We start from the raw sequence: 17,725 nt of genomic DNA on the forward strand, positions 1-17,725 counted from the left end.
ACGATCTTTTCACCAAAGTGGAAGTGAAAGGATTGTGTCATGCCATTTCCAAAGCTCGGCCAGGCCATCGTTGTCTGCGCTCTTGTCCTGACTATTTTGGGCAGCCAAAGCCATGCTGGAACCGTAACGGGAACCGCTGCCTATCGCGAGCGGATTGCCGTGCCGCCCGATGCGACGCTATATGTCGAGCTTCAGGATGTCTCTCTGGCCGATGCACCGGCAGTGTCCCTTGCTGCAAAACGCTATGCAATGGACAGCGTTCCCGCGCAGTTCGAGCTGACATTCGATGACGCGCTGATCAAGGACGGGCACCGCTATGTGGTGCGGGCCTCGATCAGCCAGGGGCAAGACCTGCTGTTCACCACCGATACGGCCTATCCGGTTCTGACCGATGGGGCAGGAAATTCCGCAGACCTTATGCTGGTGCAAGTAAAGGGGGGAAACATGCTGGACAACACGCAGTGGACGGCCGCCGCCCTGAACGGCGCACCGATTGAAGCAGAGCGCCGCCCAGAGATTAACTTTGCCCAAGATGGTGCCTTTTCAGGCAGCGGTGGCTGCAACCGGTTCAACGGACAGGCCGACATTTCCGGTGTGACTATCGCATTCCCTGACAATATGGCTGCCACGCTGATGGCGTGTCCTCCGGCCTTGGAAGAGGTTGAGCGGCAATTCTTTCAAGCCTTGCAAAGCGTCACCACTTACGCGGTTGAAGGCGATGCGCTGGCCTTTCTGGATGCCGCAGGCGAACCGGTTATCAAATTCGTGCGCACCCGGTAAGGCGGGGCCGTCAGGCGACGGCCCTAGATCGCCCGGCATTGCGGCCCGAGAATATGCAGCCGCCCAGAAACGAGCCTTCAAGAGCGTTGTAACCGTGATAGCCACCGCCGCCGAACCCGGCGACCTCGCCTGCCGCAAACAGGCCGGGCACAACCTGACCATCCGCGCCGATCATCTGGCTGTCGAGATTGGTCTGCAATCCACCCAGCGTTTTGCGTGTCAGCACGTGCAGTTTCACGGCGATCAGCGGGCCGTTTGCGGGATCAAGAAACTTGTGCGGCTTGGCGGTGCGGATCAGCTTGTCGCCACGATAGTTACGAGCAGCCAGAATGGCGGCCATCTGCGCGTCTTTGGTAAAGGGGTTGTCGACCTGTGAGTCCCGCGCCTCGATCTGCGCCCGCAGATGGGTCTCGTCGATCAGACCACCACCCATCTGGTTCATACCGCTGACCAGTTCCGTCAGAGTGTTTGCGACAATGAAATCCTCACCATGTTCCTTAAAGGCCTCGACAGGCGCGGTGGCTTTTGAGCCGGTCAGGACGCGCTGGAACAGCACCTCGCGCCAGCCGCCATCAGTCATGTCTGGGTTCTGTTCCGAACCCGACAGGGCGAATTCCTTTTTGATCACCTTTTGGGTCAGCACAAACCAGCTGTATTCATATCCTGTTTTAAGGATCTCCTGCAGCGTGCCCAGCGTGTCGAACCCCGGCATGAAGGGCGGTTTCAACCGATTGCCACGCGCGTCAAACCACAATGAACTGGGGCCGGGCAGGATACGGATGCCATGTGCGGGCCAGATCGGATTCCAGTTCCGCACACCCTCAGTATAGTGCCACATCCGGTCGCCGTTGATGACGTGCCCGCCGGCCTTTTCGCTTATGGGAATCATACGACCATCCACGTGAAACGGAACGCCCGCCACCATATCTTTGGGCGGCTCACCCAGCCGATCGCGGGGCCAGCTTTTGCGCACCATCTCAAAATTGCCGCCGATCCCACCCGAGGTAACGATGACCGAGGGCGCATAGACCTCGAACTCACCCACTTCATCGCGGTTGGTTTTGGCACCGTGGGGTGCCGTGTCATCGGCTAGAACCTCGCCCGAGACCCCTTTGGCGCAACCGTTCTGCATAATGATGTGGCTGACCTGATGGCGGAATTTTAACTCGATCAGACCGGCGCTGACATGTTCGCGCACGCGTCGGACAAAGTTCTTCAGAACGCCCGGTCCGGTGCCCCATGTGATGTGAAACCGCGGCACTGAATTTCCATGACCATCCGCATAGGACCCACCGCGTTCAGCCCAGCCAACGATAGGAAACCAGCGCAGGCCCATCTCATACAGCCACGGACGCATTTCACCTGCGGCAAATTCCACATAGGCCTCGGCCCATTTGCGGGGCCATGCGTCTTCTTCGCGGTCAAACTGCGCGCTGCCCATCCAGTCGCGCAGCGCAAGGTCCTGACTGTCTTTGATGCCCATCCGGCGCTGTTCTGGCGTGTCGACCATGAAAAGACCGCCCAAACTCCAATGCGCTTGCCCGCCCAGAAAATGCTCAGGCTCCTGATCCAGCACGATCACCTTCTTGCCACGATCCCCCAACTCAGCCGCAGCGGCCAGCCCGGCCAGTCCGGTGCCCACGACAATGGCGTCAGCAGTAGTGTTGGTCATGTCTTGTCCTTTCAGCGGCTGCGGAGCCAGGCGATGTAGGGCAGGGCCACGACATACATCATGATCCCGTAGACGGCCGAGGGCAGAGCCAGCGGGCTGAACCCGCTGTCTGTCCCGGTGATCAGCGCCGCCAACGTGATCCCTAGCGTCGAATTCTGAATGCCGGTTTCAATTGAGACCGTTTTGCTTTCCGTCCACGACAGCTTCGCGGCACGGGCAATTCCCAATCCAATCGCCAACAGCGCAACGTTCAGCGTGATCAGACTCGCGCCCATGATCCCAAGGTTGTCGACGAACAACTGCCAGTTCCCGGCAAGCGCGGCGATCACGATCAGAACGAAAAGAACGGTGGCCGTCTTGGACAGCGGCGCGTCGATCCGTTCGGCAAATCCGGCTGCGAAATGGCGCAGGCTGACGCCGATGGCGACGGGCAGTGTGGTGATCAGGAACATTGCAATTGCCAGCCCGGTGATCGACACGTCGGGCGCGTCTTCGCCCATGAAGTGAGCGATGGTCCAAGCCGCCAAAACGGGAACGGTAATCAAGGACAACAGGCTGATCACGGCAGTCAGGCTAACCGACAGCGCGACATCGGCCTTGGCCAGTTTGGACAGGATGTTGCTGGTGACCCCTCCGGGGCAAAAGCTGAGCAGCATGAACCCCACCGCGATCTCGGGCGGCAAAGCGAAGAGTTTGACTATGATGAAAGCTGCGACGGGTAGCAAAACAACTTGGCTTAGCGCGCCTATGGCAAAAGGATAACCCCGGCGCAGCACCCGTTGGAAGTCAGATACCTGAAGCCCAACACCAAGGGACAGCATGATAATGGCCAGCGACAACGGCAGCCCGACATTTATTAGCAAATCCAAGAACAACTCCTCCCTCAGCCGTTCGGATCAGCCTAAGCGAGTGTTCAAGGCGCAGGCAACCGCGCCGTTAGGTCACATATAGCGTTGGGCGAAACGGCGCAGGATTTCGCCGGGCTTGGTGACCTCGGCGGCGTGACAGATATCGATCAGACGCTGGGCGTCTTCGGGCGGGAAGTAGCCGAAATCCTTGTAGATATTGATGCGCTGTTCGAAATCTTGCGCGTTGGCCTCGGGGTGGAACTGCGTGGCATACACATTTTTACCCCAGCGGATCATCTGAAACGGACAGGGGTTCGAGGCCAGCAAGTGGACACATCCGTCGGGCAGGGACTGAACAGCCTCTTTGTGGCCGACGAAAGCCTCGAAACTGTCGCCCAGCCCGGCGGTCAGCGGGTCAAGCGCGCCTTCATCTGTTAGTTGGCAGGTCGAGGGGCCGACGGGTTCTCCGAACTGTTTCTTGCTGACATCGCCGCCCAGATGCGCCGCGAGAATGCCCAATCCGTAACAGCAGCCCATGAAAGGGTGATCATTTGCGGTGATCTGCGGCATCAAACCCATGATGGCCGCTTCGATACTTGCATCCATCTCGGATTTCGTCGCCGGATCATCACTGACGCAACCGGGGCCTCCACCTACGATAACGCCGGCATAATCTGCCACATCCAGACCCGCGGGCAGGCCCTGACAATCCAGACGGATACGATGGGTCTGGTCCGTCGACAGACCGGTCTTGTCCAGAATCGAGGCGTATTCGGCATCCGAAGCTTCGGTCTCGGGGCGCAATTGCAGGATCAGAAATCGTTTCATGCAGTGCCCTTACCCGTCAAAGCGGCCAGAAGACAAGGATGGCAGGAACGGAAACTGCAACGATGAGGATTTCCAGCGGCAGCCCCATGCGCCAGTAGTCCCCGAACCGATATCCGCCAGGCCCCAGCACCAGCGTGTTGTTCTTGTGCCCGATCGGGGTAAGGAACGCGGCCGAAGCTGCCACAGCAACCGTCATCAGAAACGGATCGGGAGAGACTTCAAGCGTGCGCGCCATTTGGATGCCAACGGGGGCGGCGACGATGGCTGTGGCGGTGTTGTTCAGCACATCCGACAGGGTCATTGTTACAACCATCAATACCGTCAGGATCGCCCATGCGGGCAGGCCATCCGTCAGTTGCACTAGCGCATTGGCGATCAATTCGGTGCCGCCTGATGTCTCCAGAGCACTACCCAGCGGGATCATCGATCCCAGCAGCACAACGACCGGCCATTCGATATGGTTATAGAGATCGGCAATCGGCAAGATTTTGGTCAGCACATAGGCGACTACGACAAACCCCAGGGCAATCGGTAGGTAGATCAGCCCGACACTTGCGGCCAACACCGCAGCGACAAACAGCCCGATGGCCAGCCAGGCCTTGTCATTGGCGGTGACGTTCAGGCCACGCGTGGCCAGCGGCAGGCAGCCCAGCCATTCGGTCACGTCGGCACTGCGGTCACGAGGGCAGAGCAGTAGCAGAATATCGCCTGCCTCGACTTCGGTCTTTCGGACCTGTTCGGTGATACGGCGACCTTGGCGCGAGATGCCCATCAGCACAGTGCTTTGCCGCCAGGCAAGCCCTAACCCTTGCGCGGTGCGTCCGGTGATGCGGGCGCTTTCGGTGGCAACAACCTCGATCACTTCCAGCCCGTCGCCCTCGGCCGTCAGCAACTCCTGCCTCCGCGTGTCCGAAAAATCGAGGTTCAGCGCTGCACGGAATTCATCCAGTGCCTCGGGCCGCGCCTCAAGCACCAGCGCGTCGCCCGGTTTCAAGGTGGCATGGGCCGATCGTCCATAGCGCCGCTTGCCATCGCGGATCAAACCGATGATAGCGACGTCGGATTTCTCGGCGGCCTCATACAATTCGCTGACCCGCTTGCCGATATGCGCTGATTCCGGAGGAATAGTCAGTTCGGCGATGTATTCCGCCAGCGCCTCGGACGTTTCCTCTTGCGGGCCGCGGTTCGGGATCAGACGCCATCCGATCAAAGACACAAAGGTCAGCCCGGCAATGGCCGCTAACCCGCCGACAGGGGCGAAATCGAACATCCGGAACGGCTCGCCCAATGTTTCGGCACGGATCGAGGCGATTATGATATTTGGCGGCGTCCCGATCAGGGTGGCCATTCCGCCCAGAATGGTGGCAAAGCTCAGCGGCATCAGGGTCAGGCCTACCGACCGCCCCGCCTTGCGCGCGGTTTGAATGTCGACCGGCATCAACAAGGCCAGTGCGGCCACGTTGTTCATGAAAGCCGATAGAACAGCTCCGATCCCGCCCATCAGTGCGATATGCGCGCCAAGCCCGCGCGAGGCATCAACCAGCGTGCGCGTGATCAGAAACACCGCCCCCGACCGAACCAGCCCTGCTGAGACAACCAGAACTAACGCCACAATAATGGTTGCCGGATGTCCAAACCCGGCGAAGGCGTTGTCCACCGGCACGACGCCAAGAACGACCCCGATTAACAGCGCAGAAAACGCCACAAGATCATAGCGAAACCGCCCCCACAATAGCATTCCGAATACAGTGGCAAAAAGGGTGAAAAGAATAATCTGATCTGTCGTCATCCCGCCAACATACCCGCAAGGAGGCGTCTCGCAAGCCGCTCTCTTGATCCCATGCCCTGCAAACGTCTATATGAGCGCCGAATACGCAATCACTATCACGAGGACGCACCATGGCAGGCCACTCCAAATGGGCCAACATCCAGCACCGCAAGGGACGTCAGGACGCCGCGCGGTCCAAGCTGTTTTCCAAACTGTCGAAAGAAATCACTGTCGCCGCCAAGATGGGCGACCCCGATCCCGAAAAGAACCCACGCCTGCGTTTGGCAGTTAAAGAGGCCAAGTCGAACTCAGTCCCCAAGGACGTGATCGACCGGGCGATCAAAAAGTCGGTTGCGGGTGAAGGCGACGATTACGAAGAAATCCGGTATGAGGGTTACGGCCCGAACGGTGTGGCTGTGATCGTCGAGACGATGACTGACAACCGCAATCGCACCGCCTCGACCGTGCGTTCAACCTTTTCCAAGAATGGCGGCAATCTGGGTGAAACCGGCTCGGTCGGGTTTATGTTCGACCGCAAGGGCGAGGTGGTGTATCCGGCCACTGCAGGCGATGCGGACACCGTTTTTGAGGCCGCCATCGATGCCGGCGCCGAAGACGTCGAAAGCTCGGAGGATGGTCACATCATCTGGTGTGCTGACACCGACCTGAATGATGTGTCGAACGCACTGGAGGGCGCGCTGGGCGAATCCGAATCTACCAAGCTGATCTGGAAACCCACCACCACAACCGAGTTGGGGCTGGAAGACATGCAAAAGCTGATGAAGCTGGTCGATGCGCTGGAAGATGACGATGACGTACAGCGCGTGACCACGAACTTTGAGGCAACGGACGAGGTCATGGCGCAGCTTTAAGCGTTTTGAATTTCTGTTGGAAAACCCGGCCTCTGGTCGGGTTTTTTGCTTTGTGGGTTCTTGGCCGGTTGGACAGAACCCGATAGGCTTGACCAGAATATCTGTGCCCAAACGGCACATAATCTGATTGAGCGAATGACGGACAGCCCAGCCAGCCAACCCAAACGCAACATTCCTGTTCTGACCGGTCAGAGCATCCTGTCTCAGGTCGCGTGGACGCTTGGCAGCCCTTCTATCGTGCTGCCGTTTCTGGCCGTTTCTTTTGAATTGCCCATGTTCATCGCAGGCGCATTGGTGTCCATTCGGATGGTCGGCAGCATGATTTCGGATATCTTTCTGGCACAGCCGATTTCGGCGCGACAGCAGAAGAAACGCGGGATTGCCCTTACCGAGGTTTGTATAGGCGCCTGTCTTGTCATGGCTGTTTTGGTGGCCGCGACCGGGTTTGTCCCTGCGATTGCGTTGGCCTTTGTCGCGGCGTTCTTCGTGATTGGTCTGATCGAAGAGATCCAGTCGTTGATGTTAACGGATCTGATAGGGGATCAAGTGCAATCCAAATCGCGGATGATCATGCACTATCTTCAATTAGGTATAGGCGGGTTGGGAGCCATCGGATTGGCGCTGCTGGTCCATGAGATCACCAAGGAAAACCCACCGTTTTCCCGCCATTCCACCGTGATTGCGGTTTCGGTGGCCTTTTTCGTTCTGTCTGGCCTGTCCATTCTTGCGATCTCGGAAATCGCACGAGGGGATGAGGTCAAGGACACACCGCAAAGGGTGCGGAAACGGAAGTTCTCAGAGAACTTTACCGATATTGCCGCCATGTTCGACCAGGCTTGGTTCCGTCGGTATCTGGTCATGCGGCTGCCCTTGGTCGTGGTCTCCCTGTCGGTGCCATTTTTTGCCCTGATCGCGGCCGAGGCACATCATGCCTCAGCCAAGGGACTGACGGCCATGATCATCTCATCCGCGTCGGGATATTTGGTCTCGGCACCGCTGTGGCAGCTGGTGAACATGAAATCCCACCGCGCCGTCATGGTGGCCGGAAACCTGATGGTTGCCGCGACAGGTGCCACGTTGGTCACTGTCCACTTTCTGGGTATTGATCACGCAGTCCATCTGCATGCTATCGCGCTGTTCGTTGTGACCGTGGCCGTAACTGGCATAAGCGGTGCGCGGCAGTTGTATTATTTGGACGTGGCCCCCAAGGATCAACGTGTCAAAGGCGCGGCGGCGATCAAAAGTATTTGCCGGATCACGGCGGTGATCCTGTCGGCGGCCTTGGCCGGGGTCGCCCATATGCATGAGGTTGCGTGGGCCATTGTGTTCATCACTATGGTCAGTCTGTTTGCTGCCCTCACCTGTTACCGCGTGGTCCTTCCCAACGCGGAAAAGGCCAAGGGCGCGCAACCAGGACAGTCATGATTGCGACGGAAGAAGCTCCTTTGCCGCGGTTTGTCTGACCGCGCGGGTCAGCGGAACCAGCGCAGAGGACAGAACGCGCCCCACCTGCCAAGTCAGACCCACGTCAAGAGGGGCGTCAGGCAGCAGCGGACGTAGTCGCCCATCATTTAGCGCGCTCTTCGCCAGCCCGACAGGGTTCATGCCCCAACCCAACCCAGCGATGGCCGCATCCACAAACCCTTGCGGAGACGGCAGAAAATGCGAGGGTGGGGAAATCCGGCACCCCATCTGTTCGATGATCCACGTTCGTTGAAGGTTGTCCTTGCGGTTGAAGGTCAAGCAAGGGGCAAGGGCCAGCGAGCGTTCGTTTACACCCTCGGCAAACCATTGTTGCATATAGGCCGGGCTGGCGGTCGCGATGTAGCGCAGCGCGCCCAAGGCATAGGAGTCGCACCCCGAAACCGGCTGACCGCCTACTGTGATGGCGGCGCTAACCTCGCCGCGCCGCAACCACTCGGCCGAGTGATCCTGATCATCCACCACCAGATCAAACAACAACCCATCCACCTGTGCCATGGCATCAATGAACCACGTGGCCAGAACGTCGGCAGGCACTGCCACGCGGACACGGGCCGGGCCGGTGCCTTGATCCAATGTCAGTTCGCGGGCCAAATTCGCTTCGAGCAAACCGATATCCTCAGCATGCTGGGCAATACGCAGCCCCGCCGGTGTTCCGGTGCAAGGCGGTCCGCGATTGATCAACGCTGCCCCCACGCGATCTTCCAGTGCCTTGATCCGCTGGGATATGGCTGAAGGCGTCACCGTAAGTTCCGTCGCAGCGGCCTCAAAACTGCCGTGCCGCAAAATCGACGACAAAGCCGACAAGTGGTTGGGGTCGAGTATCATTAGCTAAACTTAATTAGGATCAACATCTTTAATTTGATAGGATGCAAAAATGCACATAGTCAATGCCCCTGAACGCACAGGAGGCATCATGTCCGCATCCCTTTTCGCCGGTTTTTTACTGGGCTTCAGTCTCATCCTAGCCATCGGAGCACAAAACGCCTTTGTGTTGCGTCAGGGATTGCGGCGCGAACACGTTTTTCCCCTGTGTCTGACCTGCGCAGTGTCGGATGCCATCCTGATAGCCGCAGGTGTCGCGGGGTTTGGGGCGCTGGCCGAAGCGGCACCTTGGTTTGAGACAGTCATGCGATACGGAGGGGCGATCTTTCTGACGTGGTACGGGCTGCGCAGCCTGCAATCTGCGTGGCAGGGCGGGGCGGCGATGGACGTGACCAAAGGCCAACGCGCCAGCCTGCGGTCAGTGCTGCTGACGGTGCTGGCTTTTACCTGGCTCAACCCGCATGTCTATCTGGATACGGTAGTGTTGATCGGATCGATCTCGGCCCAGTATGATGACCGTCTGGCCTTTGCGAGCGGTGCGATGCTGTCCAGCTTCGTGTTCTTCTTTTCCCTCGGTTATGGGGCCAGGGTGCTGTCCCCGGTCTTTGTAAGACCGCGTGCCTGGCAGATTCTGGATGTGGTCATCGGTATTGTCATGCTGGGGATCGCACTGAAACTTGTTGCCATGTGAAGGGTTGTACCTGCGCAGGTTTCAGTGTTCAGGTTTCGGCATGAAAACGTCTGCAACCTCATACCGGCCCCTTGCGGGCATGTTCTGGATGTTTGCCGCCGGGCTGTCCTTTGTGGTGATGACGGCCTTGGTCAAATCGCTGGGCACAACAATGAGTCCGATCCAGGCGGCATTCATACGCTATGCTCTGGGGTTGGTATTTCTGTTGCCGGCCCTGCGTTTGATCCTGTCGACTCATCTCACAAAGCGTCATCTGACCCTGTTCGGGCTGCGTGGGATCATTCACGCCTTTGCTGTGATGCTGTGGTTCTATGCAATGACCCAGATCCCCTTGGCCGAGGTCACGGCGATGAACTATATGACGCCGGTCTATGTCACGTTGGGTGCGGCGCTGTTCTTGGGTGAGCCGCTGGCCTTTCGCCGGATTGCGGCGATAATGGTGGCGTTGGTCGGTGTGGTGATCATCCTGCGCCCGGGGTTCAGAGAGGTTTCGACCGGTCACCTGGCCATGTTAGGAACTGCTCTGCTGCTTGGAGGGTCCTACCTGCTGGCCAAACTGCTGGTGCGCGATATTCCACCATCGGTGGTCGTGGCGCATTTGTCGATTTGGGTGACACTGGCGTTGATCCCCTTTGCCATCGCCGTTTGGCAGCCGCCCAGCTTGCGTGACATCTGGGTTTTGTTTCTGGTCGCCTGCTTTGCCACCGCGGGGCACTATTTCATGACGCTGGCCTTGCAGGCGGCTCCGGTGGCGGTCACGCAGCCGGTGACCTTCCTGCAATTGATCTGGGCCACGCTGCTGGGCGCGTTGGTTTTTCACGAAAGTGTTGACATCTGGGTTGTTGCTGGGGGTACGCTGATCCTGTCTGCCGTCAGCTTCATCGCCTGGCGCGAAGCGGTTCTGAACCGCAGCAACCTGACCACGCCCAGTATAGCTCCAAAACTCTAGCAGGTTTCAGCGTGCGGAAATGGTTATTGATTGACGAGTCAATAAAAACACCGTAGCGTTTTCCTACCAGTCATAGGGAGGGGACAGCTATGCCGAAACTCGGAATGGAGCCGATCCGCCGTGACGCAATCGTCAGGGCGACGATTGCCGAGCTTGGGTCGAAGAAATCCCTAGATGTGACCGTCAGCCAAATCGCCAAGCGGGCCGGCATGTCCAGCGCCCTTGCGCATCACTATTTCGGTGGCAAAGACCAGATTTTTCTGGCGGCGATGCAACGCATCCTGTCCGATTTCGGTGCCGAGGCGCGCAGCGAGCTTAAGGCAGCCGCACCGCAGGAGCGGGCGCAGGCCATCATCCGGGCCTGTTTTGCGCCCTCGTGCTTTACGCCCGATGTCATTGCCGCATGGATGACGTTTTACGTTCTGGCCCAAACCAACGATGACGCGCTGCGCCTGTGGCAGATCTATCAGGCGCGTATCCGTTCCAATCTGATTGATGCCCTGCGCCCGTTGATGAGCGACCCGGTCGAAGCGGCCGAGAATATGATTGCTCTGATTGACGGGCTGTATATCCGCGCCGCGCTGAGCGCGCCGAAAAAGCCGCAACTGGCGGTTAATCACGCATTGCGTGTCCTCAACACTCTGCTCGAGGCTGAAAAATGACAAAACCGAACATTCTGATCCTGATGGTGGATCAGCTCAACGGGACACTCTTTCCAGATGGTCCCGCAGACTGGCTGCATGCACCCAATCTGAAGAAATTGGCGGAAAGGTCGACACGGTTCGCCAATGCATATACGGCCTCGCCGCTATGCGCGCCGGGGCGGGCCAGCTTTATGTCCGGCCAGTTGCCGTCGCGGACCGGTGTCTACGACAACGCCGCTGAATTCCGCAGCGACATCCCCACCTATGCGCACCATCTGCGCCGTGCGGGGTATTACACTTGCCTGTCCGGCAAGATGCATTTTGTCGGCCCCGATCAGTTGCACGGGTTCGAGGATCGCCTGACCACCGATATCTATCCGGCCGATTTCGGCTGGACGCCCGACTACCGCAAACCGGGTGAACGGATTGATTGGTGGTATCACAACATGGGCTCGGTGACGGGCGCTGGCGTGGCCGAGATTTCCAACCAGATGGAATACGACGACGAGGTCGCCTATAACGCCAAAACCAAGCTGTATGATCTGGCGCGCGGTAAGGATGACCGACCCTGGTGCGTAACCGTCAGCTTTACCCATCCGCATGATCCCTATGTGGCGCGCCGCAAGTATTGGGACCTGTACGAGGATTGCGAACATCTGCTGCCCGAGGTCGCGGACCTTGGCTATGACAACCAAGACCCGCACTCCAAACGGATTTTTGACGCCAATGACTGGCGCAGCTTCGACATCACCGAAGAAGATATCCGCAAATCCCGCCGGGCCTATTTTGCCAATATTTCGTATCTGGACGACAAGATAGGCGAGATTCTTGAAGTGCTGGAAAGTACACGGCAAGAAGCGATCATCCTCTTTGTCTCGGATCACGGCGATATGCTGGGTGAGCGTGGATTGTGGTTCAAGATGACCTTCTTCGAGGGCTCGTCCCGTGTTCCGCTGATGATTTCGGCCCCTGACTTGCCTGCCGGCCGGATCGACACGCCAGTTTCGACAATCGACGTGACGCCGACATTGGGTGCGTTGGCAGGTGTCGATATGGCCGAGATCGAACCTTGGACCGATGGGGAAGACCTCGTGCCGCTGGCCAAGGGCGTTGAGCGCACCGCGCCCGTAGCAATGGAATACGCGGCCGAGGCATCTTATGCCCCGCTGGTTTCGCTGCGCTATGGCAAGTGGAAATACAACCGCTGCGCGCTGGACCCGGATCAGTTGTTCGATCTTGAGACCGACCCGCAAGAGCAGGTCAATCTGGCCGAAGACCCGTCGCATGCTGGAACGCTGGAAACGCTGCGCGCCAAGTCCGACGCCCGTTGGGATCTGGATCAGTTCGACGCGGATGTCCGCGCCAGCCAGGCCCGCCGCTGGGTGGTGTACGAGGCGCTGCGGCAGGGTGGCTATTACCCTTGGGACTACCAGCCTCTGCAGAAGGCATCGGAACGCTACATGCGCAATCACATGGATCTGAATGTCGTTGAGGAAAACGCGCGTTTTCCGCGTGGCGAATAGACTTATCAACCTAATCGAAGATACCTCGCCGAAAATTCGCAACTTGGTTCGGCGGGGCATGGAGACCAAATAATGGAAGCAGATTTCGTCATCGTTGGCGCAGGATCCGCAGGATGCGCGATGGCTTATCGCCTGAGCGAGGCTGGGGCCTCGGTTCTGGTGATCGAACATGGCGGTACCGATGCCGGTCCGTTCATCCAGATGCCCGCGGCGCTGAGCTATCCGATGAATATGTCGCGCTATGACTGGGGCTATCATTCCGAACCCGAGCCGCACCTGAATAACCGCCGTCTGGCCTGTCCGCGTGGCAAGGTGATCGGTGGGTCATCCTCGATCAACGGCATGGTTTATGTGCGAGGTCATGCGCGTGACTTTGACACCTGGGCCGAGATGGGGGCTGATGGCTGGTCCTATTCGGATGTGCTGCCCTACTACAAGCGTATGGAGACCTGGCATGATGGTGGCCATGGTGGTGATCCTGAATGGCGCGGCACTGATGGGCCGCTGCATGTTTCACGCGGTCCCCGTGAAAATCCGCTGTTTCAGGCCTTTGTCGATGCTGGTCAGCAAGCTGGCTATGAAGTTACTGGAGATTATAACGGCGAAAAACAGGAAGGCTTTGGCCCGATGGAGCAGACCGTCTGGAAAGGGCGGCGCTGGTCGGCTGCGAATGCTTACCTGAAGCCTTCGCTCAATCGTGAAAACTGCGATATCGTGCGCGGGCTGGCCGCGCGCGTGGTGATGGAGAACGGCCGTGCGACGGGTGTTGAGCTGGTGCGTGACGGTAAAAAGGAAATTATCCGTGCGCGGCGCGAGGTGGTGTTGGCCGCATCCTCGATCAACTCGCCCAAGCTGTTGATGTTGTCGGGCATTGGTCCGGCGGCACATCTGGCCGAACATGGGATCGAAGTTGTCGCTGATCGCCCCGGTGTGGGGGCGAATTTGCAGGACCATCTGGAGCTTTATATCCAACAGGCTTCGCTGCAGCCGATCACGCTGTATAAGCACTGGAACCTGATCAGCAAGGGCTTGATCGGGGCGCAGTGGCTGTTTACCAAAACCGGCCTTGGCGCTTCGAACCAGTTCGAAAGCGCGGCCTTCATCCGGTCGAACCCCGGTGTCGAATACCCGGACATCCAGTATCACTTCCTGCCGATTGCTGTCCGGTATGACGGGCAGGCGGCGGCCGAGGGGCATGGCTTTCAGGCGCATGTAGGGCCGATGCGTTCGCCTTCGCGTGGGGCTGTCACGCTGCGTTCGAACAAGCCCGAGGACGCGCCGGTGATCCGGTTCAACTACATGAGCCACGAAACGGATTGGGAGGACTTCCGCAAATGTATCCGCCTGACCCGCGAGATTTTCGGGCAAGATGCGTTCAAACCCTATGCGGGCAAGGAAATCCAGCCGGGTGCCGACGTGCAGACAGACGAAGAGCTGAATGGCTTCATCGCCGAACATGCCGAAAGCGCCTATCACCCCTGCGGCACCTGTCGCATGGGTCGGGCCGATGACAAGAATGCGGTGGTCGATCCTGAGGGTCGTGTGATTGGTGTGGACGGCCTGCGCGTCGCCGACAGCTCGATCTTTCCGCAGATCACCAACGGCAACCTCAACGCGCCGTCGATCATGGTGGGTGAGAAAATGTCGGATCATCTGTTGGGTAAAGAAGCTCTGCCGAAAGCCAATGACCGTCCGTGGATTCATCCGGCATGGGCAACAGCGCAGCGGTGATTTGATCCGCGTCAAAGCAGGGTGTGGAAAAGACGTATAGACCTGAATCGCAACGACATATTTTGAGGAGCGAACAGGAATGTCCCACACCCCGCATGAACTGGCCGAAGAGTTTCCGGACAAGGTCGAGCTGATGAGCCAGCTCAAGCAATCGGATGCACATTTTGCCCGGCTGGCGGATGAGTATCACGAGATCAACCGCATCGTGCATCGGGCCGAGACCAACATCGAACCAGTCGAAGATCTGACCGAGGGTGAAATGCGCAAGAAGCGCGCGGCGCTCAAGGATGAGATCTGGGCGATCTTGTCGAAAGCCTAAACCTTAAGGCGGGGGCGGCGCCCCCGTCGCCGCAGGCCGCGACTCCCCCGAAGTATTTTCAGGCCAGGTGAAGATCAGGTGACCTTATATGGCAGGGTTCCACGGGTGTGGGCGTCGATCGACAGGCGGCGTTCCAGCGGCGGGACCGAGCGTTGGTGGCAGGTTTGCCGTTCGCAGATACGGCACGAGATGCCGATGGGCTCATAGGCGCTGGCGTTATTGATGTCGAGATTGTCGGCATAGACCAGCGCTTCGGCGTGGCGGATTTCGCAACCAAGCGCGATGGCATAGCGACGCACCGGCGCGCCATAGGAACCGCCCGATTTCGAAACATCCCGAGCCAGAGAGATATAGCGCACGCCGTCGGGTGTTTCCGCCAGTTGCCGCAGGAAATGGCCGGGCGTTTCAAAGGCACGGTGGACATTCCACAGGGGGCAGGCACCGCCGAAACGTGCAAATTGCAGTCGAGTGGCCGAATGGCGTTTGGTAATCGTACCAGCCTGATCAACGCGGACAAAGAAGAACGGGATGCCTTTGGCACCGGGGCGTTGCAGTGTGGAAAGCCGGTGTGCCACTTGTTCGATTGACGCGCCGAACCGGTTGCTGAGCAGTTCCAGATCGTGGCGATAATCCTGCGCTGCGGTCAGAAAGGCGTCGTAAGGCATCAACGACGCCCCGGCGAAATAGTTGGCCAAACCGATCTTGGCGATGGCGCGGGCTTCCTCGCTTTGGAACTTGGCGAAGTCCAGGGTGGCTTCGAGCAGTTTGTCCTGGCTGATAAGCGCCAACTGCAGCAGCAGTTGAAACACTTGTGTTTGCGGCGCGATACGGGACGAGAGTTGCAGTGTCTTGCTGTCAGCGTCGTATTTCCGTGTTTCGGGTATATCGACAAATTGCACCCGAATGTCGCGCTCATTAAGACTGTTGATCGCTTCCGCCCTTATGCCATCGGCTTTACCAGCGCGGGTCGAAAAATGTTCGGCCGCGCGGTCGACCGCGTCGATGTAGTTGTCGCAATAATGGAAAAAGTCACGCACCTCTTCCCAGGGGCTGGCCTGAATCTGCGCGTCCTCGCGACCCAAGGCTTCGTCCAGCGAAGCGAGCCGTTCATGGGTTTGGCGATAGGTGCGGTGCAGTGCGATGAACGCGCGCGCCAGCGCAGGGGCGTTCGAGGCCGTCAGGCGCAGATCGGCCAGTGGTGGTGTGGCGTCATCGAAAACCGGGTCGGCCAAAGCCTCGCGCATGTCCGAGACCAGACGCTCGCTGTCGCCGGTGCTCAGCTCGGTCACATCCATACCGAATTCCTGTGCCAGAGCCAGAACAACTGTGGTCGAGATCGGCCGGTTATTGTTCTCCATCTGGTTTAAGTAGGGCAATGAGACGCCCAATTTGGTGGCGAATTCCTTTTGCGTCAGGGTCAGGCGTGTGCGCATTTCGCGCAGTTTCGCACCGGCATATAGCTTTTGAGTGGCCATGGCGTTTCTTTGCAACTTTTCCGTTGTGGCAAGCTAACTTTGCAAACCATGCGGTGCAAGCTGTGTTACAAGCCCAGTTGCCTCTCGCGTCGGATGACGGACGCAATCGCGCAGATCGCCAGCGCCGATGTTGCCAGCATCAGCCAAAGCAGGGGCATGGCGCCGGTTTCATGGGTCAGCAGCGTCCCGGCCAGGGCGCTGAGGCCCGCACCACCGCCCAGCATGATCGCGCCGCTGAGGCCCGAGGCGGTGGCGGCCAGATGTGGACGCACCGACAGGGCGCCCGAGGTGGCGTTGGGGATCGTCATGCCGTTGCCAAGGCCCACAAAGGTCATTAGGCCAAAGAAGCTGAGCGCGGTGCCAAAGCCTGCCAGAAACAGGATGGCCGACAAGGCAACACCCATCGCGTTTAGCCAACATCCCCAGTATACCATTCGGTTCACGCCAAATCTGACCGAGTATCGACCACTGAGAAAATTGCCGACAAAATACCCGACAGCAGGAGCGCCGAAATAGATGCCGACCTGCGCGGCACTGAGGCCGAACAATTCCGTACCGATGAAGGGCGCACCGCCCAGATAGGCAAAAAACGCGCCCGAAGACAGGGCAGAGGACAAGGAATAGCCCCAGAAACGAGGTGAGCGCAGCAACTCTGGATATTCTCGGAATTGCTGTACCAGCGTTTTACCGCTTTTGGCGGAGGTTTCCCCAAAGTCGACAAAGGTCAAGGCCAGCGTCAAAGCGCCCAGGCCGAAAGGCAGCCAGAAATTAGCTTTCCACCCAAAGCTTTCCTCAAGCAGGCCGCCGATGGCAGGGCCGATCATCGGTACGATGGCCATGCCCATGGTCACATAGCCGATCATCGAGGCCGCCTGATCCTGATCATAAAGATCCCGGACGGCTGCTCGGCTCAGCACCATGCCGACCACCACGATGGCCTGGCACATTCGAAAGGCTAGAAAAACCTCGGCCGTCGGCGCATAGATACAGCCCAGCGTGGCGATCAGAAACAGAGCCAACCCCCATAGTAAAACCGGGCGACGCCCCGCTTTATCCGCAATCGGGCCGATCAGTACCTGCAGCACCGCATTGACCAGCAGGTACAGCGCGATGGACAGTTGCATGACCTTGTAGTCGGTCTGAAAATGCAGCGCCATATTTGGGAGGCTGGGCAAGAACAGGTTCAGGCTGAGGGCGGACAGCCCCGACAGCAAAACCAGCGTGAAAATGGTGGGTGGCGACCGACGCGCCATAGGCGAACTAAACTGCATGGTTCACAGGTATAATGACCGTTTCAGGGAATGCTATCCAAGACGGT

General features: G+C 58.7%; 16 protein-coding genes. 9 read left to right on the top strand and 7 right to left on the bottom strand.

Features of this window, described 5'->3' with window-relative positions; translation table 11 throughout:
- The first annotated feature begins 39 nt into the window (after window positions 1-39).
- Window positions 40-780: a YbaY family lipoprotein gene (locus ACR0B8_RS01045; RefSeq protein ID WP_226688732.1), complete on the top strand. Its 741-nt coding sequence runs from the start codon at window positions 40-42 to the stop codon at window positions 778-780.
- A 10-nt stretch (window positions 781-790) separates the two neighbouring features.
- Here ACR0B8_RS01045 and ACR0B8_RS01050 read toward each other — a convergent pair whose 3' ends face one another.
- The 4 genes from ACR0B8_RS01050 to ACR0B8_RS01065 all read right to left on the bottom strand — a co-directional run bounded on the left by ACR0B8_RS01050 (window position 791) and on the right by ACR0B8_RS01065 (window position 5,917).
- Window positions 791-2,452: an FAD-binding dehydrogenase gene (locus tag ACR0B8_RS01050; protein ID WP_170360380.1), complete on the bottom strand. Its 1,662-nt coding sequence runs from the start codon at window positions 2,450-2,452 to the stop codon at window positions 791-793.
- Window positions 2,453-2,463: 11 nt separating this feature from the next.
- Window positions 2,464-3,321 carry a bile acid:sodium symporter family protein gene (locus tag ACR0B8_RS01055; RefSeq protein WP_170360378.1) on the bottom strand — a complete coding sequence of 286 codons (858 nt, stop codon included), beginning with the start codon at window positions 3,319-3,321 and terminating at the stop codon, window positions 2,464-2,466.
- A 72-nt stretch (window positions 3,322-3,393) separates the two neighbouring features.
- Window positions 3,394-4,128: a glutamine amidotransferase gene (locus ACR0B8_RS01060; RefSeq protein WP_226688731.1), complete on the bottom strand. Its 735-nt coding sequence runs from the start codon at window positions 4,126-4,128 to the stop codon at window positions 3,394-3,396.
- 16 nt (window positions 4,129-4,144) lie between these two features.
- A complete protein-coding gene (locus tag ACR0B8_RS01065) occupies window positions 4,145-5,917 on the bottom strand; it encodes an SLC13 family permease (protein ID WP_170395579.1) in 1,773 nt (590 codons plus the stop codon).
- Between the two features lie 110 nt (window positions 5,918-6,027).
- Here ACR0B8_RS01065 and ACR0B8_RS01070 point away from each other — a divergent pair, with 110 nt between their 5' ends.
- Window positions 6,028-6,768 (top strand): YebC/PmpR family DNA-binding transcriptional regulator, encoded by a 741-nt coding sequence (locus tag ACR0B8_RS01070; protein WP_170347968.1) that lies wholly within the window; start codon window positions 6,028-6,030, stop codon window positions 6,766-6,768.
- 135 nt (window positions 6,769-6,903) lie between these two features.
- Window positions 6,904-8,193, top strand: coding sequence for a permease (locus ACR0B8_RS01075; protein ID WP_170374411.1), 1,290 nt, complete (start codon window positions 6,904-6,906; stop codon window positions 8,191-8,193).
- Here ACR0B8_RS01075 and ACR0B8_RS01080 read toward each other — a convergent pair.
- Complete coding sequence (locus ACR0B8_RS01080; RefSeq protein WP_480657919.1) at window positions 8,188-9,078, bottom strand: LysR family transcriptional regulator ArgP; 891 nt, start codon at window positions 9,076-9,078, stop codon at window positions 8,188-8,190. The two genes, ACR0B8_RS01075 and ACR0B8_RS01080, sit on opposite strands and share 6 nt — an antisense overlap.
- Window positions 9,079-9,166: 88 nt before the next feature.
- On the opposite strand from ACR0B8_RS01080, the gene ACR0B8_RS01085 reads away from it, so the two are divergent.
- From ACR0B8_RS01085 to ACR0B8_RS01110, 6 genes are all read left to right on the top strand, one after another.
- Window positions 9,167-9,766: a LysE/ArgO family amino acid transporter gene (locus tag ACR0B8_RS01085; protein WP_170347971.1), complete on the top strand. Its 600-nt coding sequence runs from the start codon at window positions 9,167-9,169 to the stop codon at window positions 9,764-9,766.
- Between the two features lie 40 nt (window positions 9,767-9,806).
- Window positions 9,807-10,715 carry a DMT family transporter gene (locus tag ACR0B8_RS01090; RefSeq protein ID WP_170347972.1) on the top strand — a complete coding sequence of 303 codons (909 nt, stop codon included), beginning with the start codon at window positions 9,807-9,809 and terminating at the stop codon, window positions 10,713-10,715.
- 89 nt (window positions 10,716-10,804) lie between these two features.
- Window positions 10,805-11,377 (top strand): choline-binding transcriptional repressor BetI, encoded by a 573-nt coding sequence (gene betI, locus ACR0B8_RS01095; protein WP_170347973.1) that lies wholly within the window; start codon window positions 10,805-10,807, stop codon window positions 11,375-11,377.
- Window positions 11,374-12,882, top strand: a complete 1,509-nt coding sequence (betC, locus tag ACR0B8_RS01100) for a choline-sulfatase (RefSeq protein WP_170360368.1) — start codon at window positions 11,374-11,376, stop codon at window positions 12,880-12,882. Before betI ends, betC begins: the two co-directional genes overlap by 4 nt.
- Window positions 12,883-12,954: 72 nt before the next feature.
- The gene (betA, locus tag ACR0B8_RS01105; protein ID WP_170360366.1) at window positions 12,955-14,613 is read left to right on the top strand and encodes a choline dehydrogenase; all 1,659 of its coding nucleotides are present in this window, start codon (window positions 12,955-12,957) and stop codon (window positions 14,611-14,613) included.
- Window positions 14,614-14,692: 79 nt separating this feature from the next.
- Window positions 14,693-14,932: an HP1242/YdcH family protein gene (locus ACR0B8_RS01110; RefSeq protein ID WP_170347976.1), complete on the top strand. Its 240-nt coding sequence runs from the start codon at window positions 14,693-14,695 to the stop codon at window positions 14,930-14,932.
- Between the two features lie 74 nt (window positions 14,933-15,006).
- On the opposite strand, the gene ACR0B8_RS01115 is transcribed toward ACR0B8_RS01110, so the two are convergent.
- Both ACR0B8_RS01115 and ACR0B8_RS01120 read right to left on the bottom strand, forming a co-directional pair.
- Window positions 15,007-16,407, bottom strand: coding sequence for a helix-turn-helix domain-containing protein (locus ACR0B8_RS01115; protein WP_170360364.1), 1,401 nt, complete (start codon window positions 16,405-16,407; stop codon window positions 15,007-15,009).
- 65 nt (window positions 16,408-16,472) lie between these two features.
- Complete coding sequence (locus ACR0B8_RS01120; RefSeq protein ID WP_170347978.1) at window positions 16,473-17,678, bottom strand: multidrug effflux MFS transporter; 1,206 nt, start codon at window positions 17,676-17,678, stop codon at window positions 16,473-16,475.
- Window positions 17,679-17,725: the final 47 nt, after the last annotated feature.

It is taken from the genome of Ruegeria sp. BH6, assembly GCF_056538105.1.